This is a genomic window from Flexivirga lutea, assembly GCF_054778955.1.
This window is the reverse complement of record NZ_BAAGZB010000003.1, coordinates 393,371-417,235: the sequence shown is the minus strand read 5'-3', so window position 1 is coordinate 417,235 and position 23,865 is coordinate 393,371. Positions and strand designations below refer to the sequence as shown.

Below are 23,865 nucleotides of genomic sequence, written 5' to 3'. Positions count from 1 at the left end.
AACTCTCCAAAAAAGAATCCAAAACTGGCAAAAATCGATCAAGAGCAAAAATGCTACAAAAACGATCAAACCAACAAACAATTGGCATCAATCATTCGACACGCTGTTGAGTTCTCAAAAAACGACCGCTCCCTTTCGCTCCGCGTTTTCCGCTTCGCTCCTGGGGCTTCTTAAACTTAACACCTTCTTCAGTGTCTTTCCAAATCGGCCTTTCGGCGAACCGAAACCCATGAAGAGAAATGAAAGAAGGGGTTTTGTTGCTCCGGGAACGGCCGCCGAGACGTCGTCTGCGGTGTCCGTGTCTCCCTGGCAACGAGGATCAACCTTACCCGATGTCCGCTGCTGCAGACAACTTGAGGGTGGATCCTGCGCCCGTGACCTCGCGCACTCCGGCTCGCACCGGGTGCGCTTCGTGCCGAGGCGCGAGGTGAGACACTACCCAGCGCGGCCGGTGCAAGCAAATCGGCTCCGTTCCGCCGACACGGGGCGGAACGGAGCCGACAGCGACGAGCCGGATCAGCCGCCGATCAGGCGGCGGCGCGCGCCGCGGCGAGGTGCTTCCGGCCCCGCTTCAGCAGGGCCACCCGCCCGTGCAGGAACGCCGCATCGTCCAGGACCGCCTCGGCATCCGTGACCTTGACGTTGTTGACCGACACGCCGCCTTCGGCGAGCAGTCGGCGCGCCGCGTTACGGGAGTCGGCGATTCCCACCGCTATGAGTGCATCGACCACGCTCGTCCCGGGCTCGACCAGGGCGCCCGGCAGTTCTTCGGTCGCGTCCTGCAGGGTCCGGGCGTCAAGAGCCGACACGTCGCCCTTGCCGAAGAGTGCCTCGGATGCCGCTTGCACCGCCGCGGTCGCGGTAGCCCCGTGCACCAGGGTCGTCATCTCCGCAGCGAGTGCTCTCTGCGCGGACCGCCGGAACGGCGCCTCCTCGACCTGTCGCGCGTACTCCTCGATGGACGCTGCGTCCAGGTCGGTGAATACCCGCATCTTGTCGATGACGTCTGCGTCGTCGAGGTTGATCCAGAACTGGTAGAAGGCGTACGGCGACATGCGGTCCGGATTCAGCCACAAGGCGTTGCCCTCCGACTTGCCGTACTTGCGGCCGCTCGCGTCGGTGATCAACGGCGTCGTCATCGCATGGACGCTCACGCCCTCGGCGGAGCGGATCAGGTCGACCCCGGCGAGCAGGTTGCCCCACTGATCACTACCGCCCAACTGCAACGTGCACCCTTCGGCACGGTAGAGGTGCAGGTAGTCCAGGCCCTGCAGGATCTGGTAGCTGAACTCGGTGTAGCTGATGCCCTGCTCGCTGTTCAGCCGCCGTGACACGGCGTCCTTCTTGATCATCGCGTTGACGCGGAAGTGCTTGCCGTAGTCGCGCAGGAAGTCCAGCGCCGAGATCGGCTCGGTCCAGTCCAGGTTGTTGACCAGCTTCGCCGGGTTGTCCCCGCCGAAGTCCAGCAGCACCTCCGCCTGCTGCCGGATAAGTTCGACCGCGGCAGCGACTTCCTCCTTGCTACGCATCACCCGTTCGGAGTCCGGCTTGGGGTCGCCGATGAGTCCAGTCGACCCGCCCACGAGACACAGCACCCGGTGGCCGGCCCGCTGCATCTTGCGCGCGACGATGAGCTGCACGAGGTTGCCGATGTGCAGCGAATCGGCCGAAGGATCGAAGCCGACATACATCGTGATCGGCCCGTCGGCGAGTGCCGTGCGCAACGCGGCCTCGTCGGTGGTCTGCGCCACCAAGCCACGCCACTGCAGCTCGTCGAAGATCTCGCTCACGATGTGTTCCGTCCTCTCGATGACACGGCGCGGCGAGTGCCGGCCGATGCAATGAATCAGATGCAGGTACAGCCTGCCGTATCAGCTCTCACGGCGACGACGCGGTTTCGCCGGGCGATACGCGGACACCGTCGGGTCGCCGTCGATCCAGTAACGCCACGGGTAGGTCGCCCCGTCACCGCCGGGGCCGCTGACTCCCACCCGCGGACCGGCTCGAACCTGGTCCTCGGGCACCGGGTCGGCCCAGACCACCCGGACCGGGGAGTCGTCGTCGTGCAGGGGCGTGCCGTTGTCGCTCAACACGATGCCGAGCGCCTGCGTCAGGCAGGCCGGGCCCCGGGCCAGCTTGCGGTCCGGCACACCGCCCCGCCGTTCGCGTGCCAGCTCGACACCGTCGACGATCTCCCCGGCACGTAACAGGACTGCGGCGGCCCGCCCGTCGGGACCGCACACATAGTTGCAGCAGGTGTGCATGCCGTAGCTGAAGTAGCAGTACAGCTGCCCGGCCGGTCCGAACATCACCTCGTTGCGCCGGGTGCGCCCGCGGAACGCGTGCGACCCGGGATCGGCCTCGCCGGCATACGCCTCGACCTCCGTGAGACGGGCTGTCACGCCGCGCCCGATGAGGTGAGCACCCAGCAGCCGGCGCGCCGTGCGGAACGGCTCAGCGGTGCGCATCGATCCAGGCCATGATCTCGTCGGCAGCCGCTTCGGGGGTCCCGTCGGACGTGTCCAGCTGCAGGGCGTCGTCGGGCGCGGGCGTCGTGCCTCGGGCGACGATGTCGTCGACCCGCGAGGGGTCACGCAGTTTGTTGCGCACCGCCCGGTCCGGCCGGCTCAGCCGGCTGCGGAGCTGCTCGAGGTCGCAGCGGAGCCAGACCGGGTAGAAGTGGGCCCGACGCTGCGCGGCCAGCGCGCGGATGTCGTCCGCAGCCCGCGCATCCTGCGGGGTGTCCACCAGCCAGTTGGTCAGAATGTGTGAGATGTCGGCCGGCGCGGCGAGGATCGCTTCGTGCACGATGGCGCGCACCCGGCCGGCCATCGGGATGGCCTCCGGCGGCAGGTCACCCAAGCCGTTGACACCCAGCGCCGTGAACACCGGATCGTTGATCAGGTGGTTGTCGATCAACTTCGCGCCGCAGCGCTGCGCCAAGGCGGCGCCGATGGTGCGCTTGCCGCACGCGGGCGGGCCGACCAGCTGCACGATCATCGTCACGGCCGCAGTGTCGCAGACCATCCCCGCGGGGCTCGCCGCGCGCCCTGTGCACACGACAGGGCGACCGTACGGCACACCGCCGTCAGCCGACGCGCTGCGGATAGTCGATCGGTGTCGAGGCCCAGACCCGGGCCCGCGCCGACGCCTCCAGCGCCTGCTCCAGCTGCTCGGCGACCCGCACCGGCGCAGTGCCGCCGACCGCATCTCGCGATGCCAACGAGCCCTCGACGCTGAGCACCGAACGGACCGCGGGTGTCAATGCGGGGTGGATGACGGCCAGATCCTGGTCGGACAGGTCCCACAGCTCGATGTCACGCGACTCGCAGACCCGCACGCACTCCCCGGCCACTTCGTGCGCGATCCGGAACGCCACTCCCTGCTTCACCAGCCACTCCGCGACGTCGGTGGCGAGCGCGAATCCTTGCGGTGCCAGGGAGTTCAACCGGTCAGGGTGGAAGGTCAACGTGCCGACCATCCCGGAGAACGCCGGGAGCAGCACCTCCAAAGTGTCGACGGCGTCGAAGACCGGCTCCTTGTCCTCCTGCAGGTCACGGTTGTATGCCAACGGGAGAGCCTTCAAGGTCGTCAGCAGGCCCGCCAGGTCACCGACCAACCGGCCTGCCTTGCCGCGCGCCAGCTCGGCCACGTCGGGGTTCTTCTTCTGCGGCATGATGCTCGATCCGGTCGAGAACGCGTCGTCCAGCGTGACGAACGAGAACTCCTTGGTCGACCACAGCACCACCTCCTCCGCGATGCGCGAGATGTCCACGGCCGACATCGCGGCGACGAAACAGAATTCGGCCACGAAGTCGCGGCCGGCAGTGCCGTCGATCGAGTTGCGGGTCGACCGGCGGAAACCCAGGTCCGCGGCGACGGCTTGCGGGTCCAGGCCCAGCGAGGAACCGGCGAGCGCACCTGAGCCGTATGGCGATTCGTCGGCTCGGCGATCCCAGTCGCCGAACCGATCGACGTCCCGCAGCAGTGCCCACGCGTGCGCCAGCAGGTGGTGTGCCAGGAGCACCGGCTGCGCATGTTGCAGGTGCGTGCGCCCGGGCATGGCGACCGACAGGTGGGTGCGGGCCTGAGCGACCAGTGCGTCCACGACGTCCAGCACGAGGCCGGCGACGAGTCGGGCATGATCGCGTAGATACATCCGGAAGAGGGTGGCGACCTGATCGTTGCGGGAGCGACCGGCGCGCAACCGGCCGCCGACGTCGGCGCCGGCGCGTTCGATGAGTCCGCGCTCGAGGGCGGTGTGCACGTCCTCGTCGTCGGCGGCCGGCACGAAACTGCCGTCGTTCACGTCGCCAGCCAGCTGATCCAGCGCGGCGAGCATCGCGGCCAGCGATGCGTCGTCCAGCAGGCCCGCTGCGTGCAGCACGTTGGCGTGCGCCTTGGAGCCGGCGATGTCGTACGGCGCGAGACGCCAATCGAAGTGCGTCGACTTCGACAGCGCCGCCAACGCATCGGCCGGTCCCCCGGCGAAACGGCCACCCCACAGGCTGAGTCGTTCTTGGGCGTCGGTCACGGGAGTGCTCACTCTCAGGTCGTCGGGCTCTGGTCTGGTGTGGACTTCGTGGAATCGGCTCAGCCGGCCAGTTCGAGCAGATGGTCGCCCACGGCACCGGCTTCGCCGTCGGCGGCGATGATCAGGATCGTGTCATCGCCGGCGATGGTGCCCAGCACATGGTGCAGGTCCGCATGGTCGATGGCCGACGCCAGGAAGTTGGCGGCCCCGGGCGGCGTGCGCAACACCACCAGATTGCCGGAAATCGTTGCCGTCACGAGCAGTTCAGCGCAGATGCGCCGCAGGCGCGCGTCGGACTCGGAGTTGAGCCCACTGACCAGCGACCGGTCCCCGCCTTCGCTGGGGACGGCGTAGACCAACTGCCGCCCGTGCCGCACCTTGACCGCGCCGAGATCCAACAGATCGCGCGACAGCGTCGCCTGGGTCACCTGGATGCCGTCCGCCTTGAGGCGTTGCGCCAACGATGCCTGCGATCCGATCGACTCGCGGGTCAGCACCTCGACGATGCGCTGCTGCCGTGCGGTGCGGTTCGCAGCCAGCGGGCTGTCGTTCGTCATACTCGCTCGCTCGCTCCGCCCGCTCATGACTCGAGCAGGAACGACAGGACGGCCTTCTGCGCGTGCAACCGGTTCTCGGCCTCGTCCCAGACGACCGACTGCGGGCCGTCGATCACGTCTGCGCTGATCTCGAAGCCGCGGTAGGCGGGCAGGCAGTGCATCACGATCGCGTGGTCGTCCGCGTGCGACACCAGCGCACCGTCGACGGCGTACTTGGCGAACGGGCTCTCAGCGCCCTTGCGGTCGCCGGCCTCCGCCTCCTGACCCATCGACACCCAGGTGTCGGTGATCACGACGTCGGCGGCCACGACCGCAGCGACCGGGTCGTCGGTGATCTGCACGGATCCGCCGGTGTGTGCAGCGATCTCGGCGGCTCGCTCGGCGATGTCCGCGCGTGGCTGATGCGTCCCCGGCGCACCGATCCGCACGTGCATGCCCGCGGTCGCTCCGCCCAGCAGGTAGGAGTGCGCCATGTTGTTGGCGCCGTCCCCGACATACGTCATCGTCAGTCCGGCCAACGTGCTTTTGTGTTCACGGATCGTCAGCAGATCGGCGAGGATCTGGCACGGGTGGAAGTCGTCGGTGAGCGCATTGATCACCGGCACCGCCGAATGTGCCGCCATTTGCTCGATATTCGCCTGCTCGTAGGTGCGCCATACGATCGCCGCGACCTGCCGGTCGAGGACCCGGGTGACGTCCGCGATCGACTCGCGGCTACCGATCTGGGCGAGCCGGCCGTCGACCGTCATCGGCTGACCACCGAGCTCGGCGACGCCGACGGTGAAGGACAACTGGGTCCGCAGCGTCGGCTTGTCGAAGATCAGCGCGACCACCCGCGGCCCCTGGAGCGGACGCAGTGCGAAGTGGTCCGCTTTGAGAGCTGCGGCTCGATCGAGCACCGCGGCCTGTTCGACCGGTGTCAGGTCGTCATCGCGCAGGAAGTGCCGGCTCATGCGGACATCGCCTCCTCGACGAGTGCTGGGAGCGCGGACACCAGGGTGTCCAACTGCTCGGGTTGTATGACGAGCGGTGGTGCCAGTCGGATCGCCTCGGGCGCCACAGGATTGACGATGAAGCCGGCCTCCCGCGCCGCTGTCGCGACCGCAGCGGCGATGGGCCGGTCGAAAACCACGGCACGCAGCAATCCCCGACCACGCACTCCGTCGACATGGGGGACGGATGCCTCCGTCAGCGAATGCGCGAACCGGGCGCCGGTCTGCTCGGTGTGGTCCAGCAGACGCTCCTGCTCGATGGTCTCCAGCACGGCCAGCCCAGCGGCAGCGGCGAGTGGGTTGCCGCCGAAGGTGGTGCCGTGCTGACCCGCCGTGAGCAGCCCGGACACCGCCGGACCGAAGGTGATCATGGCACCGATCGGTACACCGCCTCCGAGTCCCTTGGCGATGGTGATCGCGTCGGGGACGATACCGGCGTGCTGGAAACCGAACCACCTGCCGGTGCGGCCGACACCGGTCTGGATCTCGTCGATGATCAGCAATGCGCCTGCAGCAGACGTGATGTCGCGCGCCTCGCGCAGAAAATCTGCCGCCGGCTCGATCACGCCGGCCTCACCCTGCACCGGCTCCAGCACCACGGCGCCGGTGGTCTCGTCCACCGCGGCACGCAGCGCGGCGATGTCGTCGTAGGGGACGTGGGCCACACCGGGCAGCAACGGCTCGAACGGCTCGCGGTAGGCGGCCTTGTGAGTGAGGGCCAGAGCCCCGGTGGTGCGCCCGTGGAACGCGTGCTCGGCGGCGACGATGCCGGTGCGTCCGGTCCGCCGTGACAGTTTGACGGCCGCCTCGATCGCCTCGGCGCCGGAGTTGCCGAAGAAGACCCTCGACCCCTCTGGAGCACCGGAGACCTCCAGCAGCTTCTCGGCGAGCATGATCTGGCCGGGCGACGTGAACAGATTGGACACGTGCAACGCCTCGGCGGCCTGTTTGGAGATCGCTGCGACCAGCGCCGGGTGACCGTGTCCCAACGCATTGACGGCGATGCCGCCGACCAGGTCGAGGTAACGGCGACCTTCGACGTCCCACACATAGCAGCCGTCCCCGTGATCGAGAACCAACGGCGGGGACCCGAACACGCCTAAGACGCTGTCCGAATACCGTTGCAACCATTCGGTGTTGGCGCTCACTCTGCCTCCTTGGTCTCGATACGCGGCTCGTTCCTCCCGGCTACTCGGCCAGCGTCGGGGGTCACCGGCTCGTTGCTGCCACCCCACGAAGTTTCTCCCCCGCTTCGCTCCTCCGAATACTTCGCGGGGACCCCGACGTCCTTCGCCGCTACTCGACCAGCGTCGGGGGTGACCGGGTCATCGGGGAGGATCATCGTGCCGATGCCCTCATCGGTGAAGATCTCCAGCAGGATGGAGTGAGCGGACCGCCCGTCGACGACGTGCGCCTGCGGCACGCCACCGCGTATGGCCCGCACGCACGCCTCGAGCTTGGGCACCATGCCGGCGTCGACCCGGCCCGTCAGCTCCTCGGCCTGGCTCACCGGCAGCGAACTGAGCAGACTGTCGGGGTCGGGCCACTGGGCGTAGATCCCCTCGACATCGGTGAGCACCACGAGCTTGTGGGCGCCCAACGCCACGGCGAGCGCTGCCGCGGCGGTGTCCGCGTTGACGTTGAGCACCTCACCATCGGAGTCGACGTCCGGTGCGACCGAGGACACCACCGGGATCCGGCCCGCGGCCAGCAGATCCTGGACGGCGACTGGATTGACGGTCACCACGTCGCCCACGTGACCGATGTCCACGGTCTGCCCATCCACGACGGCGCCGCGCCGGCGAGCGCCGAAGAGTGCTGCGTCCTCGCCGGACAGCCCGACGGCCAGCGGGCCGTGGTGGTTGATCAGGCCGACGAGTTCTCGGGAGACCTGGCCGGTCAGCACCATTCGCACGACGTCCATGGCTTCGGACGACGTCACCCGCAGGCCGCCCTTGAACTCCGAGGCGATGTCGAGGCGGTCCAGCATCCGCTGGATCTGCGGGCCACCGCCGTGGACGACGACGGGACGCAGCCCGGCATACCGCAGGAACGCCACGTCCTGGGCGAAAGCCGACTTCAACTCGTCGTCGATCATGGCGTTGCCGCCGTACTTGACCACCACGAGCGCCCCGCGGAAACGCTCGAGCCAGGGCAGTGCCTGGACGAGCGTCGTGGCCTTGGCGGCTGCGGTCGCGAGGTCGGTGGGTATGCGCTTCATGTCGAGTAGGCCGAGTTCTCGTGGACGTAGTCGTGGGTCAGATCGTTGGTCCAGATGGTGGCCGACCGCTCCCCTGCCGCCAGATCGACGACGACGTGCACATCACGACCGGTGAGGTCGACCAGCGAACGGTCCTCGCCCACCCCGCCGTCGCGGCAGACCTGAATCCCGTTGATGGACACCGCCAGCCGGTTCGGTTCGAACCGGGCCGCCGTCGTGCCGACAGCCGCGAGAATGCGGCCCCAGTTCGGGTCCCGGCCGAAGATCGCGCACTTGAAGAGGTTGTTGCGGGCGATCGAGCGACCGACGTCGAGCGCGTCGTCCAGGTCCGCTGCGCGCACCACCTCGATGGCGATGTCGTGGGCAGCGCCTTCGGCGTCACCGATGAGCTGCCGGGCGAGGTCGGCGCACACCCGCGTGAGCGCATCGCTGAACTCCTCCGGGTCCGGCCGGAGTCCCGATGCGCCGGATGCCATCAGCAGCACCGTGTCGTTGGTCGACTGGCACCCGTCGGAGTCGATCCGGTCGAAGGTGACCGCTGTCGCGGCCCGCAACGCCGCGTCCGCGGACGCCTCGTCGAGCACAGCGTCGGTGGTGATCACCACCAGCATCGTGGCGAGCGAGGGGGCCAGCATGCCGGCGCCCTTCGCCATACCGCCGACGGTCCAGCCGTCGTTGCCGGCCACCGCCTGCTTGGGGACGGTGTCGGTGGTCATGATCGCCTCGGCCGCCGCAGGACCACCGTGCGTCGACAGCGTTCCGGTCGCTCGGTCGGCACCGGCCAGCAGCTTCGGCATCGGCAGCAGTTCGCCGATCAGCCCGGTGGAGCACACCACGACGTCTCCGGCGGAGACCTCGAGGAGCGCCGCGACGTGCTCGGCGGTCCGGTGAGTGTCCGCAAAGCCCTGAGCACCGGTGATCGCGTTGGCTCCGCCGGAGTTGAGGATCACCGCATCGGCGCGGCCGTCCGCCACCACCTGGCGCGACCAGGTGACCGGCGCGGCCTCGACGCGATTGCTGGTGAAGACCGCGGCCGCCACGTATGACGGACCGTCGTTGACCACCACGGCCAGATCCGGTTTGCCGCTCGGCTTGAGCCCCGCAACGACGCCTGCGGCCCGAAAGCCTTGAGCTGCAGTCACACTCATCGGTCTGTCCCTCGGCTCGCGAACGTGTCGGTCATGGGGCCACCCCGGTGGTGGGCAGGCCGAGCGTCTCGTCGAACCCGCACGCCAGGTTGAGGCATTGGACGGCTCCCCCGGCGGTGCCCTTGGTCAGGTTGTCGATCGCGGCGACCACCACCAGCCGGCCGACCCGCTGGTCGACGGCCAGCTGCACCTGGACGTTGTTGGATCCGAGCACGGCGCCGGTCGTCGGCCAGCTGTCCTCCGGCAGCAGTTGCACGAAGGACTCCTCGTCATACGCCTGCGCATAGGCGGCGCGCACCTGCGCGGTCGTGGTTCCCGGCGTCACCTTCGCCGAGCAGGTGGCCAGGATGCCCCGGGGCATCGGAGCCAGGGTCGGGGTGAAGGACACCGCCGTCGCCCGGCCGCCCGCGCGCGCGAGGTTCTGCTCGATCTCGGGTGTATGGCGATGGACGCCGCCCACGCCGTACGGGCTCATCGAACTCATGGCCTCAGCAGCGAGCAGGTGCGGCTTGAGCGATCTTCCGGCCCCCGACGTCCCGCTGGCCGCGACGATGACCACGTCGCCGGTCACCACGCCGGACGCAAATGCCGGCGCCAGTGCGAGGGACGTCGCGGTCGGGTAGCAACCGGGCACGGCGACGTGGGAGGCACCGATCAGTTGGGTGCGCTGCTTCACGCCGCCCTCGATCACGAGTTCGGGCATGCCGTAGACCCACGTGCCTGCGTGCGCGGAGCCGTAGAACTCCTGCCAGGCGGCCGGATCGGCCAGCCGGAAGTCCGCACCGCAGTCGATCACCGTCACGTCCGCGGGCAGTTCCGCGGCCAACTGCGCGGACGCACCGTGCGGCAGCGCGAGGAACACCACGTCGTGACCGGCCAGCGTCTGCGCGCTGGTGGGCAGCAACACCCGGTCGGCCAGCGGTGCCAGCTGCGGATGGTGCCGGCCCAGCCGATCACCCGCCGACGACGCCGCCGTCACGGCGCCGATCGTCACCTCGGGATGACTGACGAGCAGGCGAAGGATCTCTCCACCGGCATAGCCACTTGCTCCGGCGACTGCAACTGACATCACCTGCATGACTATACATGCTCACGCATATTCATGCCTATCGACAGGCTCGCGCACCCACGACAAGGCACCCCGGCGTCGTGCGACACAGCAGACCGGAACCGGGCCGAATCGCCGGTCCTGTCGAGGAACGCATGGCCGGTCGCGAAAAGAGCGTTCAGGCGCGCTGCACGGCGCCCGTGGCGGCACCCGCTGCGGCGACCGCGGAGTCCCGGGCGGCGTTGACCTCCTCGGTCGTCAAGGTGCGGTCCGGCGCGCGGAAGGTCATCCGGTAGGCCAACGACTTCTTGCCGGCACCGGCCTGGTCGCCCTGGTAGGCGTCGAAGAGATGGATCGACTCCAGCAGCGTCCCGGCCCCGTTCCGCAACGCGGACTCCACCGATGCTGCGACCACGCCGCGGTCGACGACGAGCGCGACGTCGCTGGTCGCCGCCGGCAGCGTGCTGATCGGTGCAGAGGCGACCGGACGGTCACTGGCCGCGATGAGCACGTCCAGATCGATCTCGGCGCCGACGGTGCGCGCGGGCAGCCCGAGCTGTTGCAGGACCTTCGGGTGCAGTTCACCGGCATGCCCGACGAGGGTGCCGTCGGCGAGGGCGAACTCGGCACAGCGTCCGGGATGGTATGGCGCTACGTCCGCCGCCGCGACCTGCACCGGCACGGCCAGCGCCTCGGCGATCCCACGGACAGCGGCGACTGCGTCGCTCCAGTCGGCAGGACGACCGCCACCCCACCAGCCGCTGCGGACGGACTCACCGGTCATCAACAGCCCGAGGTGGCGCGGCTGGCGCGGTACTGCCGCGCGAATGCGTTGCAGCAGCGCGGGATCGGGCTGGACGCCGACGGGTGAGGATGGCGCCGGCTGCTGCGGGCCCTCCTGCGCGAGGACGAGCCCCTGCTCGAACAGGGCGACGTCCTTGAAGCCCCGTGCGATGTTGCGCTTCAGCGCGTCGACCATGGTCGACAGCAGCGAGATCCGCATCAGCGGTTGTTCCTCGGACAGCGGGTTGGCGATGCGTACGGTGCGCTCCCGCGCGGCCTCCACCGGATAGCCCAGCGCCGCGTGCCGCTCGTCGCTCGTGAACGGCGCCGACCAGATCTCGCTGAAACCCTGCGCGGCAAGGAGATTCGCCACCAACCGGCGCACCTGCTGACCGTGCGTGAGGCCGCGGCCGCCGGGCGGGGTGGGCAGCACGGACGGGATCTTCTCGTAGCCGACGACCCGGGCGACTTCCTCGACCAGGTCCGGACCCGTGTGCAGGTCGGGGCGCCACGACGGCGGCGTCACCGACCAGGTTGCGCCGTCGCGGTCCACGTCGCAGCCGACGTCCTGCAGCACCTTCGCGACCTGGACGTCGTCATACGGCATGCCGACCAGCCGCGACGCCAGCCCGGGCTCGAAGGAAATCGCCGGCGCCGTCGCGGTGTGGTCCACGTCGGTGACGCCGGCGTCGGGGGTGCCGCCACCGAATTTCACCAGCAACTGCACCACCAGTTCGACGGCGGCCGGCGCGAGTTGCGGGTCCACCCCTCGCTCGAACCGTTTAGACGCCTCGGAGGGCAGCTTGTGCCGTCGGGCGGACCGCGCGACGGTGATCGGATCGAAGTGGGCACCCTCGATCAGGACGTCCGTGGTCGCGTCATTCACCTCGGAGTCGAAGCCACCCATGACACCTGCGATGCCCAGCCCTCGCTCGCCGCCGTCGGTGATCAGCAGGTCCTCGGGGAAGAGCGAACGCTCCGAACCGTCAAGGGTTTTCAGCTTCTCGCCGACGCGCGCGCGTCGTACGACGATGGGGCCGTCGATCGTCGCCAGATCGTAGGCGTGCAACGGCTGGCCCAGCCCGAGCATCACGTAGTTGGTGACGTCGACCGGCAGCGAGATCGGCCGCATGCCCGCCTCGGTGAGCCGCGTCGTCATCCACGTCGGGGTCGGCGCCGAGACGTCGACGCCGCGCACCACTCTGGCGACGAACCGATCGCAGCCCACCACGCCGCGCAGCGGTGCATCGTCCTCGATCCGGACCTGCGGACCCTGCGCGTTGCCCGGCGGGGCGGCTGCCGCAAGACCCGCGACCGGGTCGGTGAAGTCGTTGCCCTCGGACAGGGCGTACTCGCGGGCCACACCTCGGATGGCGAAGCAGTACCCGCGATCCGGCGTGACGTTGATCTCGATGGTCTCCCGGTCCAGCCCGAGCAGCGGTATGGCGTCCTGCCCCGGCTCCAGCACAACGTCCGGAACCCGCTCGGCGAGCCGGATGATGCCGCCCGAGCCGTCGTCCGGCAGGCCGAGTTCGTCGGCGGCACAGATCATCCCGGCGGACACGTGCCCGTAGGTCTTGCGTGTCGAGATGGCGAAACCACCCGGGAGTTCGGCTCCCGGAAGCACCACGACCACCAGGTCGCCGACCTCGAAATTGTGCGCGCCGCACACGATGCCCTGGGGTGCGCCGGTGCCGTTCGCCTCGCCGACATCGACCGAGCACCAGTTGATCGTCTTGCCGTTCTTCTGCGGTTCCGGCTCCTTGGACAGGACCTTCCCGACGACGAGCGGGCCGGTGATCTCGCCGCCGTGCAGGCCCTCCTCCTCCAGCCCGACACGCACCAGCGATGCGGCGACCTCGGCGCCGGTCACACCGGCCGGGAGTGCGGCGTACTCGCCCAGCCAATCCAACGGAATCCGCATCAGATCTCCATCCCGAACTGCGCGTCGAAGCGCACGTCGCCCTCGATCAGCTCCCGCATGTCCGATTGCCCGGTGCGGAACTGCAATGCTCTGTCGATGCCCATGCCGAACGCGAACCCGGAGTAGACGTCGGGGTCCACACCGCACGCCAGCAGGACGTTGCGGTTGACCATCCCGCAGCCACCCCACTCGATCCAGCCGGTGCCGCTGCACGAGCGGCAGTCCGGGTCGGTGCCGCGACACACGAAGCAGCGCAGGTCCATCTCGGCGGACGGCTCGGTGAACGGAAAGAATGACGGCCGCAATCGGGTGGTGATGCCCTCGCCGAAGAGTTCGCCGGCCATCCGGTCCAGTGTGCCCTTCAGATGCGCCATGGTGATGCCCTTGTCCACGGCGATGCCCTCGATCTGGTGGAACGCCGGCATGTGGGTCGCGTCCAGGTCATCGGTCCGGTAGACCCGGCCGATGCAGCCGACATACAGCGGGACGCCACGCTCGAGCAGTGAGCGGGCCTGCACCGGAGAGGTGTGCGTGCGCAGCACCAGACCGCTGTCCTCCGGTGCGATGTAGAAGGTGTCCTGCATCTGCCGCGCCGGGTGATCGACGTCGAAGTTGAGCGCGTCGAAGTTGAACCATTCGGCCTCGACCTCGGGCCCCTCGGCGATCTCCCAGCCCATGCCGACCAGGATGTCCGCGATCCGCTCGCCCATCAGGTCGACCGGGTGGCGCCGGCCGAGCGGTCGGCGGCCGGGCACCATCGTCACGTCGACGGCTTCCTCGACCAGGATCCGCTCGTCGCGCTCGGTCTCCAGCTGGGCCTGCCGCTCCTTGAGTGCCGCACCGACCTGACCACGAGCGGTGCCGACCCGCTTGCCCGCCTCCGCCTTCGCCGAGGGAGGCAACGCCCCGATCTCCCTGTTGGCCAGCGCGAGCGGACTCTTGTCACCCTGATGGGCGATGCGCGCCGCCTTCAAATCCTCCAGGCTCGCCGCGGCCGCGAAGGCCTGCAGCGCCTCCTGGACGGCTTGCTCGATGACGGCAGGATCGAGGGCGGCCACCTCGACGGGATCGTATGACGTGTTCGGACCAGACACGGTCGGCAAGTCTATTAGGTGGGCGGTGGTCGCGTTTCAGCCGCTCACCGGCGGTCCGCGCTGGCGTACATGCACACGGTCGCCGCGAGCGCGAGGTTCAGCGACTCGGCGTGACCGTGGATCGGCACGCGCACGACGTCGTCGGCCAGCGCACGGATCCCCTCGTCCAGTCCCCACGCCTCGTTGCCCATCAGCCAGGCGTGCGGGCCGGACAGGTCGGCGTCCGGCAACAACGTCGTGCCGGCGCCATCGGCCGCCAGCACCCGGCGGCCGCGGGCGTGGCAGGCGGCGACGAGGTCGCTGACGTCGCCGCCGAGCGCGATCGGCAGGTGCCAGAGTGATCCTGCGGTGGAACGCACGACCTTGGGGTTGTAGAGATCGACGCTCGCATCCGACAGGATCACGGCACGCGCTCCCGCCGCGTCCGCGGACCGTATGACGGTGCCGGCATTGCCCGGATCGCGCACGTGCGACAGGACCGCCACGAAGCCGTCATCGGCGGCGAGCGCCTGTGCGACCGGTACGTCCACCGGTCGGCACACCGCCACGATGCCCTGTGGGTGCTGGGTGTCGACCAGTGCGCTCATCACGGCCGCGTCGCAGTGGTGCAGGCGGATGCGGGCACCGTCGGCGTCATGCGCCAGCGCAAGGAGATCGCCGTGCCTGTCGCGGGCGGCGTCGTCGACATACAGCTCGAGGATGGTGCGCGGCGCGAACCGCAGCACCTCACGCACGCCCTGTGGACCGTCCACCACGAACCGACCGGCACGCTGACGCGCCGAACGCCGGCCCAGTGCCCGGACCGCCCGCACCCGCTCCGCGCGGGGATTGGTGAGGACGGACGGAGTCACTGGACCGGCGTTCCGAAGGTGCGGTGCGCCGCGTCAGGCGACGGAGTCGGCCTTGGCGTCGGTCGCCGGCACGTTGGCCTTGGCGATCTCGACGAGCGCGGTGAAGGCAGCGGCATCATTGACGGCCAGCTCGGCGAGCATGCGGCGGTCGACCTCGACCTCGGCCGCCTTCAGGCCCTGGATGAACCGGTTGTAGGTCATCCCGTTGGCGCGGGCGCCGGCGTTGATGCGCTGGATCCAGAGGCGACGGAAGTCACCCTTCCGGGCGCGGCGGTCCCGGTAGCTGTAACCCATGCTGTGGGTGACCTGCTCCTTGGCCTTGCGGTAGAGCCGCGAACGCTGTCCGCGGTAGCCGCTGGCCTGCTCCAGAACGGTCCGACGCTTCTTCTGGGCGTTGACCGCCCGCTTCACGCGTGCCACGTGAATCTCCTTCTAGTACGTGTGGGTTCGGGTGAAGTGGGGCTTACTTGCCCAGCAGCTTCTTGATCTTCTTGCTGTCGGCGGCCGACGCCTCGACGTCGGGCACCAGGCGACGCGCCTGGCTGCTGGTGCGCTCCTGGAACTTGTGCACGTGGCGCGCACGCTGCCGGATGACCTTGCCGGACCCGCTGATCTTGAAGCGCTTCTTGGCGCCACTGTGGGTCTTCATCTTCGGCATAGCCGATCTCCTTCGTTACGTGGTGTACCCGCCTGCCGGTGAGGGCGGGCTGGCTTGCGGACTCTCGCGCGCTGCGCGAGATGGCTCGGAGTGCTCGCCGGCACTCGAGGAGTTCAGGCGTCGGCGCTCGCAGTCTGCTCTGCTTGCGCCTGCTCGCGGCGGCGACGGCCCTCGGCGCGTGCCTCCGCCTTCTTCTTGGTGGGTCCCAGCACCATGATCATGTTGCGGCCGTCCTGCTTGGGCGCGCTCTCCACGAAGCCCAACTCCTGGACGTCGTCGGCCAGACGCTGCAGCAGCCGGAAACCGAGCTCCGGCCGGGACTGCTCGCGTCCGCGGAACATGATCGTCACCTTGACCTTGTCGCCCGCCGACAGGAACCGCTCGACATGGCCCTTCTTGGTGCCGTAGTCGTGCGGGTCGATCTTCGGGCGGAGCTTGATCTCCTTGATGACGGTGTTGACCTGGTTCTTGCGCGACTCACGGGCCTTCATGGCGGCTTCGTACTTGAACTTGCCGTAGTCCATGAGCTTTGCCACGGGCGGCTTGGCCATGGGTGCGACCTCGACCAGGTCGAGATCTGCTTCAGCGGCCAGACGCAACGCGTCCTCGACGCGCACGATCCCGACCTGCTCTCCGTTCGGCCCAACCAACCGCACTTCCGGAACCCGGATGCGGTCGTTGATACGAGGCTCAGCGCTGATGTGAAGCTCCTTCGTTCGTGTTCGTGGTGCTGCGGTTGCTGCGGGAAACGAAGAAAGGCTCCTCGTCACCCATCGTGGTGCGCGAGAAGCCTCTGCCTGCAGCACAGCGTCGACACATGCAGTCACCGCGGCGTCATACGCTGCGAGTGACGACTGCTCGTCACTGGACCGGACCTGGCGACATGCCTGCCGCTCGAGGTGGAAGCTTCAGCTCCTCTTGCACACTGCTCCGGCACGCGCCGGACCAGTCGGTGACAACCATGCTATCGCCTGCGGCGAGGAGCACGAAATCGGGCCGCACCGACCATCAGGTCTCTCCCCTACCATGATCGCGCTCGGGACGCCGGAAGGAGACCGCCCACCCATGCGCACCACACTGCGCCGCTGCGCACTCGGCGTCGGCGCGCTGATCGCCGCCGCCCTCGCCGGCGGCTCGGCGGTGGCTCAGCCGGGACAGAGCACACCGTCGGCGGCGCCCAGTCCGGGGCGCCCCTTCGTCGGCGTGATCTTCGCGCCGCACGCCGACCAGCAGAGCTGCACGGCCACTGTGGTCAACTCGCACACCGGCGATCTGGTGCTGACCGCCGCGCACTGCGTGTCGGGTTCCGGCGCCGGGTGGACCTTCGCGCCGGACTGGCACAGCGGAAAGACCCCGGAAGGTCGCTGGACGGTCACCGCCGCGTACGCGCTGCCGGGGTGGCTGCAGGATCAGGATCCGCAGCAGGACATGGCCATGTTGAAGGTCGCGCCGCAGACGATCGACGGCCACCCGCGCACGCTGCAATCGGTCACCGGCGCGGCCGACGTCGGCCTGGCGCCCGCCTCCGGACAGGTGGTGACCGACGTCGCGTACAACAACGACGCGGACGAACCCATCGACTGCACGACGACCGTCTACTGGACCGAGGGCCACCCCAGCTTCGACTGCCACGGTTACGTCGGCGGCAGCAGCGGCAGTCCATGGCTGGTCACCAGCGCAGGCCGCCCGAAGGTGGTCGGGATGATCGGCGGCCTCAACCAGGGCGGTTGCGTGGAGTCCACGTCGTATTCCTCGGCGTTCGGCGCCAACATCGTGTCGCTGTGGTTGCACGCCGAGGGCGCACTGCAGGACGACGTGCTGCCGGCGCCGGATCCGGACGGCTGCTAGCCCGTCCCGGCGCGAGGTGCGCCGGGACGGGCCAGCAGGAGTCACGGGACAGTCACGGGCGCCGTCAGCCGGCGGTGACCAGTTCGTCCCGCTGCGGCGGTGTGTCGGCAGCCGCCGCACGGGTGGACTCCGCGGCCTGGTCGAGCATGCTCTCGTCGAACGGCGCCGTTCCGCTCAGCACCGCCTCCATCTGCACCCGGTCCAGACTGTGCGTCCAGTGCCCGACCAGCACCGTGGCGATCGAGTTGCCGGCGAAGTTGGTCAGCGCCCGTGCCTCGCTCATCATCCGGTCGATGCCGACGATGAGGCCGACCCCCTGCACCAGGTCCGGACGGTGTGACTGCAGGCCACCGGCCAGGGTCGCCAGGCCGGCGCCGGTGACGCCGGCGGCGCCCTTGGACGCGATGACCATGAAGACCAGCAGCGAGATCTGCTGGCCCAGGCTGAAGGGCTTGTCCAGTGCGTCGGCGATGAACAGCGAACCCATCGTCAGGTAGATCGCGGTGCCGTCCAGGTTGAACGAGTAGCCGGTCGGGACGGTGATGCCGACCACCGGTCGGGCGACGCCCAGGTGTTCCATCTTGGCGATCAGCCGTGGCAGCGCCGACTCCGAGGACGACGTCGACAGGATCAGCAGGAACTCGCGCCCCAGGTAGCGCAGCAACGAGAAGACGTTGACCCGGGCGACCACCCACAGGATCGAGCCGAGTACGCCGAACACGAACAGGAAACAGGTGATGTAGAACGCGATCATCACCACGGCCAGGCCCTGCAGGGCCTTCCAGCCGGTGGCGCCTACGACGGCGGCCATCGCTCCGAAGGCCCCGACCGGGGCGACATACATGATCATCTGCATCAGCCGGAAGACCAGCCGCTCGCAGTGCTTGATGCCGGCCAGGATGGGTTCGCCGGCGCTGCCCAGCTTCTGCAGGGCGAAGCCGACCAGCAGGGCCACCACCAAGGTCTGCAGCACCGACCCGGAGGTGAGCGCGGAGACCAAGGTGTCCGGCACCAGCCCGAGGACGAAGTCGACGGTGCCGCCGCTGCCGCTGTCGACCTGCTGATGGCCGGTCGCGGCCAGTTGCGCGGTCAGGTGCAGGCCCGAACCCGGGTGCACGATGTTGCCGACCAGCAGGCCGATGGCCAGCGCGACCGTCGACATCGCCAGGAAGTAGCCGAGTGCGAGGCCGCCGATGCGGCCGACGGCGGCCGCCTTGCGGACCGACCCGATGCCGAGCACGATCGTGCAGAAGATGATCGGTGAGATCATCATCTTGATGAGATTCACGAATCCGGTGCCCAGCCATTTGAGCTCGACGCCGAAGTCCGGCCAGATGATGCCGACGGCGATGCCGGCGATCATCGCGATCACCACGGCGGCATACAGATAGTGCGTGCGGTCCTTGCGCGCAGGCCCCGGCGGGCTGCTCGCGACGGTGTGCTGCGCTGGTGTGCTCATCACTTCTCCCACATGTCGTGTCCCGGTCCTCGCCCTTGGCCCGGGCGACCTGCACGACAATGGCGCGGGGCGTGATGCCGGTCACGTTTGTGTTCATTGTGTTCAACGAGTGGTGCTCATGAGCGAGGTGACGATGCGTCGCAGGGTTCCCGTGCGGTCCCCGCGTCGCTGGTCGGTCGCGACGCAGACGTTCGCGCTGCAGGTCGTCGTCGCGCTGCTGGTGATCGCGGCCGGCGTCGGAGGCGTCTTCCTGCAGGCCCGTCGGTACAGCACGAACCGGGCGACCGCACAGGTGCTGGCCGTCGCGACATCGGTCGCCGCCACCCCCGAGGTGGTGCACGCCCTGCACAGCGCCGACCCGTCGGCGACGCTGCAACCCCTGGCCGAAGGTGTGCGCAAGCGCACCCACACCGACTTCGTGGTCGTCATGAGCCCGACCGGCACCCGCTACAGCCACCCCAATCCGGCGCGTATCGGCGAGCAGTTCGTCGGGCACATCCGCCCGGCGGCCGCCGGCCGCCAGGTGGTCGAGGACTACACCGGCACGCTCGGTCCGTCCCGCCGGTGCGTCGTGCCGGTCTTCGACCACGGCCGGGTGATCGGCCTGGTGTCGGTCGGCATCCGCAAGGAGGAGGTCAGCCATCAGGTCCGCGAGCAGCTGCCCACCGTCTTGGGCGCTGGCCTGCTGGCCGCCCTGTTGGTCGGGCTCGGCACCGCACTGGTGGCGCGCCGGGTGCGCCGGCAGACCCACGGTCTGGGTGCCCAGCAGTTGCAGGAGATGTACGACTACTACGACGCGGTGCTGCACGCGGTCACCGATGGCCTGCTACTCATCGACCTGACCGGCCGGATCCGGGTGGCCAACGACGAAGCCGTCCGGCTGCTCGACCTGCCACCGGATTTCACCGATCGGCCGGCCACCGGTCTCGGCCTGCCCGCGCCGATGATCGCCACCCTCACCGACGACACCGCACGCCACGACGAGTTGCAGATCGCCGGCGGCCGGACGTTGGTGGTCAGCAAGGCCGGCGTCGCGCCCGGCGGCAAGCCGCTGGGGTATGTCGTGACCATGCGTGACCGGACCCAGCTCGTCGCACTGACCGGCGAACTCGACTCCGCACGCAGCCTGACCGAGGCGCTGCGCTCGCAGACCCATGAGGCGTCCAACCGGCTGCACACGATCGTCTCCCTCATCGAACTGGGCCACACCGACCGGGCGCTCGACTTCGCCACCGAGGAACTGGACCAGGCGCAGGGCCTCACCGACCGGGTCGTCGGCGCGATCGACGGTGAGCCGGCGATCACGGCGCTGCTGCTGGGCAAGGCCGCACAGGCCCGCGAGCGAGGCATCACGCTGCAGATCGCGCCGCATTCCACGGTGCCGGAGCACGCCGCGCCGACCGCGGACCTGGTGACGATCGTGGGCAACCTGGTCGACAATGCCTTCGACGCGGTCAGCGACCTGGACGGCGACCGGGTGGTGCGCTTCGACGCGCAACTGCGCGACGGCTGGGCGACACTGACGGTCACCGACAACGGACCGGGCCTCAGCGGTGACGTGGAGCAGGCGTTCCGGCGCGGCTACTCCACCAAGGAGTCGGGACACGCGGGACGCCGCGGTGTCGGGCTGGCACTGGTCGCCCAGTCGGTTGCTCGCGTGCGTGGGACCGTCGAAGTGCTCGGCCCGCCCACCCGTTTCGTCGTCCGGCTGCCGGTCCGGCCCCTGACGACCACTGATCGGAAGGAACGCGGATGACCGACCTGCGCGTCCTCGTCGTCGAGGACGAACCGGTGGCCGCCGAGGCGCACACGGCATACGTCGGCCGGGTGGAGGGCTTCTCGGTCGTCGCGACCGTGGGCACCTGCCACGAGGCGATCCAGCAGTTGCAGGACGGGCCGGTGGACGTCGTGCTGCTGGACATGAACCTGCCCGACAGGCACGGCCTCGACGTGGTGCGCGCACTGCGCTCGGCCGGGCACCGCACCGATGTCATCGCGGTCACGTCGGCTCGCGAGCTGGAGGTGGTGCGCTCCGCGGTGTCGCTCGGTGTCGTGCAGTACGTCCTGAAGCCGTTCACCTTCCGCACCCTGCGTGATCGGCTCGAGGCATATCGCGCGTATGTCGAGCAGGCGCAGGGTGTTTCGTCCGTCACCAACCAGTCGGAGATCGACCAGATGCTCGGATCGCTCCGGCCCAGTCGACCCACCGAACTGCCCAAGGGGCTGTCCCAGGAGATGCTCGATCGGGTCAGCACCGTGCTGCGGCACAGCCCGACCGCGCTGTCCGCGCGCGACCTCGCCGGGCAACTGCCGGTCAGCCGGGTCACCGCGCGGCGGTATGCCGAGCACCTGTGCGACGCGGGGCTGGCCGTGCGGCGCTCCCGGTATGCGGGCGCCGGCCGCCCGGAGGTGGAGTACCGCTGGGCCTGAGCACCCCACGAAGTTTCTCCTCCGCTGCGCTCCCCCGAATACTTCGCGAGGACCCCGCCGTGAGCACCCCACGGTCGAGACGATCACGCCGCCGTCGCGGCGAGCGGCCCGGCCAGGTCGCCGCGGCCGGCAACGACGAGGTCGGCCAGACCGAGCCAATCGGCCAGTTCGCGCAACGACCTGGCCAACTCGGCCGCCGTGTGCGGCGGGGCGCCGGGTTCGGCATACGCACCGAGGACCTGCAGGGCGCTCCCCCGCCGGTCGGCCTTGAGGTCGACCCGGGCGACGATGCGGTCGCCGAGCAGGAACGGCAGCACGTAGTAGCCGTGCACGCGCTTGGCCTCGGGGACGTAGATCTCGATGCGGTAGAAGAAATCGAAGAGCGCTTCAGTGCGTTCCCGGTGCCAGACCAGCGGATCGAACGGGCTCAGCAGTGCACGCGCCTCGACCGTGCGCGGCACCGTCACGTCACGGTGCAGGTATGCCGGCCGGCGCCAGCCCTCGACTGCCACCGGCAGCAGCTCGCCGTCCTCGACGAGGGCCCGCAGCGCCGGGCCGACCTGCGGGAGATGCACGTTGCCCGGGGTCTGCAGCCGGAAGTAGTCCCGCAGGTCGAATTCGGTTGCGACGCCGTACGATCGGGCCGCGCGGCGGAGCAATTCGCCGGACGCGTCGAACAGCGTCGGCTCCGGACCGGCCAGGATGTGCGAAGGGATGACCCGCTCGGGCAGGTCATAGACGCGTTCGAACGCGGCGTTGCGCCGGGACACGCTCAGCCGACCGGCGAAGAAGAGGAACTCCAGCGCCTTCTTCGTCTTCGACCAGTTCCAGCCCCAGTTGTCCTTCGTGCGTGGCAACCCGTCGTCCAGGTCGCGAGCGGTCGCGGCACCACCCAGCTCGATCTCCCGCAGCAGCGCCTCGGGCAGGCCCGGGTCGTCGGGCAGGCCGAACCAGCTGTGCCCGCGGGCGGCGTGGTCGCGCATCCGGTGGCTCATCACCGGCCACAGCTCGACCGGCATGTATGCCGCGCAGTGCGCCCAGTATTCGACCAGCCGCCGCGGCGCACGCCCCGCGGCACGGTCGAGCAGGCCGACGTCATAGGCACCCATCCGGGAGAACAGCGGCATGAAGTGGGCACGCTGCAGCACGTTGACGGAATCAATCTGCAACAGCCCGGTCCGGTCGAGGGTCCGCGCGAGGGTGCGCATGGTCGGGGGCTGGTGTCGCGGGTCGCGGAATCCCTGCGCGACCAGACCGATGCGCCGGGCCTGAGCCGCCGACAGCGAGTCGACGCGTGGTGATGGGCTCACCGGAACGACACTAGGCGTCCGCACCGACATACTCGGCGAAGGCGGCGGCCGTCTCGGCGCCGTCCAACCCGCGGGCGAGCAGGGCCAGCAGCAGCAACCGCGCCTTGTAGGCGTCCAGGGTCCCGGCCGGTAATAGTCCGCGGGCGACCAGATCGCGCTCGTTGCCCGGGCCGCCGTAGGTCGCGATGTGCACGGCGCCGGCACCGGTCCGTGACGCCAGCACCACCGGCCGCGTGCGCGCGAGTGCGGCGGCGCGGTCGGCGATCTCGGGCCGCAGATGGCCGACGCCGAAGGCAGCGACCACGAGCCCGTCGGCGTCCCCGACGGCGTCGAAGAGCATGCCGTCGTCGCCGAGCACCGAGACGATCAGCGGCACGCGGACGTCGCGCACGGGCGGGCCGATGGGTGCACGCCGGGGCACCCTGGCGGCATACCGGACCCGTCCCTCCTCCACCCGCCCCGTCGGGCCGGCGTTCGGTGAGACGAAGGCGCCGACGCTGCTGGTGTGCCGCTTGGCGACGAACCGCGCGGCGTGGATCTCGTCGTGGAGCACCACGAGCGCACCACGATCCCGGCTCGCCGGGTCGGACGCGACCCGCAACGCGGCCACCAGGTTCGCCGGTCCGTCCGGGCCGGGCAGGCTCGGATTGCGCATCGCACCGGTGCACACGAGCGGCTCCGGACACCCCCACCACAGGTCGAGCAGGAACGAGGTCTCCTCCAGGGTGTCGGTGCCCTGCACGACCACCACGCCGTCGGCGCCACCACGCACCGCCCGGTCCGCGGCGGCGGCCAGCTCCGTCACATCCGCGATGCCGATCCGGGAGCTGCCGACGGCCCGGAAATCGACGTGGTCGACCTCGATGCCGAGCGCGGCCACCTCCGGCGCCCGCAGCAGGTCCGCGCCGGTCAGCCGGACCACCGCACCAGCCGCGTCCGTGCCCGTCATGCTGATCGTGCCGCCGAGGAAGAACACCGCCACCGAGGTCACGGCACCACCCTAGTGAG

General features: G+C 69.4%; 22 protein-coding genes. 3 read left to right on the top strand and 19 right to left on the bottom strand.

The annotated features are described in order from the left end of the window. Positions 1-527: 527 nt before the first annotated feature. The 16 genes from tyrS to infC form a co-directional block, all read right to left on the bottom strand. On the bottom strand, positions 528-1,790 hold the full coding sequence (gene tyrS / locus ACYVBN_RS14705; RefSeq protein ID WP_460601167.1) for a tyrosine--tRNA ligase: 1,263 nt from the start codon (positions 1,788-1,790) through the stop codon (positions 528-530). An 81-nt stretch (positions 1,791-1,871) separates the two neighbouring features. Continuing rightward, positions 1,872-2,468, bottom strand: a complete 597-nt coding sequence (locus tag ACYVBN_RS14700; protein ID WP_460601166.1) for a DNA-3-methyladenine glycosylase — start codon at positions 2,466-2,468, stop codon at positions 1,872-1,874. Next, a complete protein-coding gene (locus ACYVBN_RS14695) occupies positions 2,455-3,006 on the bottom strand; it encodes a hypothetical protein (protein WP_460601165.1) in 552 nt (183 codons plus the stop codon). The genes ACYVBN_RS14700 and ACYVBN_RS14695 overlap by 14 nt, the downstream gene beginning before the upstream one ends. Positions 3,007-3,088: 82 nt before the next feature. Beyond that, positions 3,089-4,534: an argininosuccinate lyase gene (gene argH / locus ACYVBN_RS14690; protein ID WP_460601164.1), complete on the bottom strand. Its 1,446-nt coding sequence runs from the start codon at positions 4,532-4,534 to the stop codon at positions 3,089-3,091. A gap of 59 nt (positions 4,535-4,593) precedes the next feature. Continuing rightward, positions 4,594-5,091: an arginine repressor gene (locus ACYVBN_RS14685; RefSeq protein WP_460601163.1), complete on the bottom strand. Its 498-nt coding sequence runs from the start codon at positions 5,089-5,091 to the stop codon at positions 4,594-4,596. A 23-nt stretch (positions 5,092-5,114) separates the two neighbouring features. Next, entirely contained in the window at positions 5,115-6,044 is a 930-nt protein-coding gene (gene argF / locus ACYVBN_RS14680; protein WP_460601162.1) for an ornithine carbamoyltransferase, read from the bottom strand. Then, a complete protein-coding gene (locus ACYVBN_RS14675; RefSeq protein WP_440283106.1) occupies positions 6,041-7,231 on the bottom strand; it encodes an acetylornithine transaminase in 1,191 nt (396 codons plus the stop codon). Before ACYVBN_RS14675 ends, argF begins: the two co-directional genes overlap by 4 nt. Further along, the gene (gene argB / locus ACYVBN_RS14670; RefSeq protein WP_460601161.1) at positions 7,228-8,304 is read right to left on the bottom strand and encodes an acetylglutamate kinase; all 1,077 of its coding nucleotides are present in this window, start codon (positions 8,302-8,304) and stop codon (positions 7,228-7,230) included. The genes ACYVBN_RS14675 and argB overlap by 4 nt, the downstream gene beginning before the upstream one ends. Further along, positions 8,301-9,452, bottom strand: coding sequence for a bifunctional glutamate N-acetyltransferase/amino-acid acetyltransferase (gene argJ, locus ACYVBN_RS14665; RefSeq protein ID WP_460601160.1), 1,152 nt, complete (start codon positions 9,450-9,452; stop codon positions 8,301-8,303). Before argJ ends, argB begins: the two co-directional genes overlap by 4 nt. A gap of 31 nt (positions 9,453-9,483) precedes the next feature. Further along, the gene (argC, locus tag ACYVBN_RS14660) at positions 9,484-10,530 is read right to left on the bottom strand and encodes an N-acetyl-gamma-glutamyl-phosphate reductase (protein ID WP_460601159.1); all 1,047 of its coding nucleotides are present in this window, start codon (positions 10,528-10,530) and stop codon (positions 9,484-9,486) included. Positions 10,531-10,678: 148 nt separating this feature from the next. Next, positions 10,679-13,207 (bottom strand): phenylalanine--tRNA ligase subunit beta, encoded by a 2,529-nt coding sequence (gene pheT / locus ACYVBN_RS14655; protein ID WP_460601158.1) that lies wholly within the window; start codon positions 13,205-13,207, stop codon positions 10,679-10,681. Then, a complete protein-coding gene (gene pheS, locus ACYVBN_RS14650; RefSeq protein WP_440283110.1) occupies positions 13,207-14,301 on the bottom strand; it encodes a phenylalanine--tRNA ligase subunit alpha in 1,095 nt (364 codons plus the stop codon). The genes pheT and pheS overlap by 1 nt, the downstream gene beginning before the upstream one ends. A gap of 44 nt (positions 14,302-14,345) precedes the next feature. After that, positions 14,346-15,152, bottom strand: coding sequence for a TrmH family RNA methyltransferase (locus tag ACYVBN_RS14645; protein ID WP_460601157.1), 807 nt, complete (start codon positions 15,150-15,152; stop codon positions 14,346-14,348). Positions 15,153-15,185: 33 nt separating this feature from the next. After that, a complete protein-coding gene (gene rplT / locus ACYVBN_RS14640; RefSeq protein ID WP_440283112.1) occupies positions 15,186-15,572 on the bottom strand; it encodes a 50S ribosomal protein L20 in 387 nt (128 codons plus the stop codon). 43 nt (positions 15,573-15,615) lie between these two features. After that, the gene (rpmI, locus tag ACYVBN_RS14635) at positions 15,616-15,810 is read right to left on the bottom strand and encodes a 50S ribosomal protein L35 (RefSeq protein ID WP_325551201.1); all 195 of its coding nucleotides are present in this window, start codon (positions 15,808-15,810) and stop codon (positions 15,616-15,618) included. A gap of 113 nt (positions 15,811-15,923) precedes the next feature. Next, a complete protein-coding gene (gene infC / locus ACYVBN_RS14630; RefSeq protein ID WP_440283113.1) occupies positions 15,924-16,466 on the bottom strand; it encodes a translation initiation factor IF-3 in 543 nt (180 codons plus the stop codon). Between the two features lie 409 nt (positions 16,467-16,875). Here infC and ACYVBN_RS14625 point away from each other — a divergent pair, with 409 nt between their 5' ends. Then, on the top strand, positions 16,876-17,658 hold the full coding sequence (locus ACYVBN_RS14625; RefSeq protein WP_460601156.1) for a trypsin-like serine peptidase: 783 nt from the start codon (positions 16,876-16,878) through the stop codon (positions 17,656-17,658). Between the two features lie 64 nt (positions 17,659-17,722). On the opposite strand, the gene ACYVBN_RS14620 is transcribed toward ACYVBN_RS14625, so the two are convergent. Next, positions 17,723-19,117, bottom strand: coding sequence for a cation:dicarboxylase symporter family transporter (locus ACYVBN_RS14620; protein ID WP_460601155.1), 1,395 nt, complete (start codon positions 19,115-19,117; stop codon positions 17,723-17,725). Positions 19,118-19,235: 118 nt separating this feature from the next. On the opposite strand from ACYVBN_RS14620, the gene ACYVBN_RS14615 reads away from it, so the two are divergent. Both ACYVBN_RS14615 and ACYVBN_RS14610 read left to right on the top strand, forming a co-directional pair. After that, on the top strand, positions 19,236-20,873 hold the full coding sequence (locus ACYVBN_RS14615) for a sensor histidine kinase (protein ID WP_440283116.1): 1,638 nt from the start codon (positions 19,236-19,238) through the stop codon (positions 20,871-20,873). Further along, a complete protein-coding gene (locus ACYVBN_RS14610; protein ID WP_440283117.1) occupies positions 20,870-21,547 on the top strand; it encodes a response regulator in 678 nt (225 codons plus the stop codon). The genes ACYVBN_RS14615 and ACYVBN_RS14610 overlap by 4 nt, the downstream gene beginning before the upstream one ends. Positions 21,548-21,630: 83 nt before the next feature. On the opposite strand, the gene ACYVBN_RS14605 is transcribed toward ACYVBN_RS14610, so the two are convergent. Together ACYVBN_RS14605 and ACYVBN_RS14600 are read right to left on the bottom strand one after the other, a co-directional pair. Then, the gene (locus ACYVBN_RS14605; RefSeq protein ID WP_460601154.1) at positions 21,631-22,857 is read right to left on the bottom strand and encodes a winged helix-turn-helix domain-containing protein; all 1,227 of its coding nucleotides are present in this window, start codon (positions 22,855-22,857) and stop codon (positions 21,631-21,633) included. Between the two features lie 10 nt (positions 22,858-22,867). Further along, positions 22,868-23,848 (bottom strand): asparaginase, encoded by a 981-nt coding sequence (locus ACYVBN_RS14600; RefSeq protein ID WP_460601153.1) that lies wholly within the window; start codon positions 23,846-23,848, stop codon positions 22,868-22,870. Positions 23,849-23,865: the final 17 nt, after the last annotated feature.

What these genes read in the sequence shown, in the direction of transcription:
- ACYVBN_RS14700 (WP_460601166.1), bottom strand. Translation starts at nt 2,468, where the DNA reads ATGCGCACCGCTGAGCCGTTCCGCACGGCGCGCCGGCTGCTGGGTGCT.
- ACYVBN_RS14685 (WP_460601163.1), bottom strand. Translation starts at nt 5,091, where the DNA reads ATGACGAACGACAGCCCGCTGGCTGCGAACCGCACCGCACGGCAGCAG.
- argF (WP_460601162.1), bottom strand. Translation starts at nt 6,044, where the DNA reads ATGAGCCGGCACTTCCTGCGCGATGACGACCTGACACCGGTCGAACAG.
- argB (WP_460601161.1), bottom strand. Translation starts at nt 8,304, where the DNA reads ATGAAGCGCATACCCACCGACCTCGCGACCGCAGCCGCCAAGGCCACG.
- argJ (WP_460601160.1), bottom strand. Translation starts at nt 9,452, where the DNA reads ATGAGTGTGACTGCAGCTCAAGGCTTTCGGGCCGCAGGCGTCGTTGCG.
- argC (WP_460601159.1), bottom strand. Translation starts at nt 10,530, where the DNA reads ATGCAGGTGATGTCAGTTGCAGTCGCCGGAGCAAGTGGCTATGCCGGT.
- pheT (WP_460601158.1), bottom strand. Translation starts at nt 13,207, where the DNA reads ATGCGGATTCCGTTGGATTGGCTGGGCGAGTACGCCGCACTCCCGGCC.
- rpmI (WP_325551201.1), bottom strand. Translation starts at nt 15,810, where the DNA reads ATGCCGAAGATGAAGACCCACAGTGGCGCCAAGAAGCGCTTCAAGATC.
- ACYVBN_RS14625 (WP_460601156.1), top strand. Translation starts at nt 16,876, where the DNA reads ATGCGCACCACACTGCGCCGCTGCGCACTCGGCGTCGGCGCGCTGATC.
- ACYVBN_RS14620 (WP_460601155.1), bottom strand. Translation starts at nt 19,117, where the DNA reads ATGAGCACACCAGCGCAGCACACCGTCGCGAGCAGCCCGCCGGGGCCT.
- ACYVBN_RS14615 (WP_440283116.1), top strand. Translation starts at nt 19,236, where the DNA reads ATGAGCGAGGTGACGATGCGTCGCAGGGTTCCCGTGCGGTCCCCGCGT.
- ACYVBN_RS14610 (WP_440283117.1), top strand. Translation starts at nt 20,870, where the DNA reads ATGACCGACCTGCGCGTCCTCGTCGTCGAGGACGAACCGGTGGCCGCC.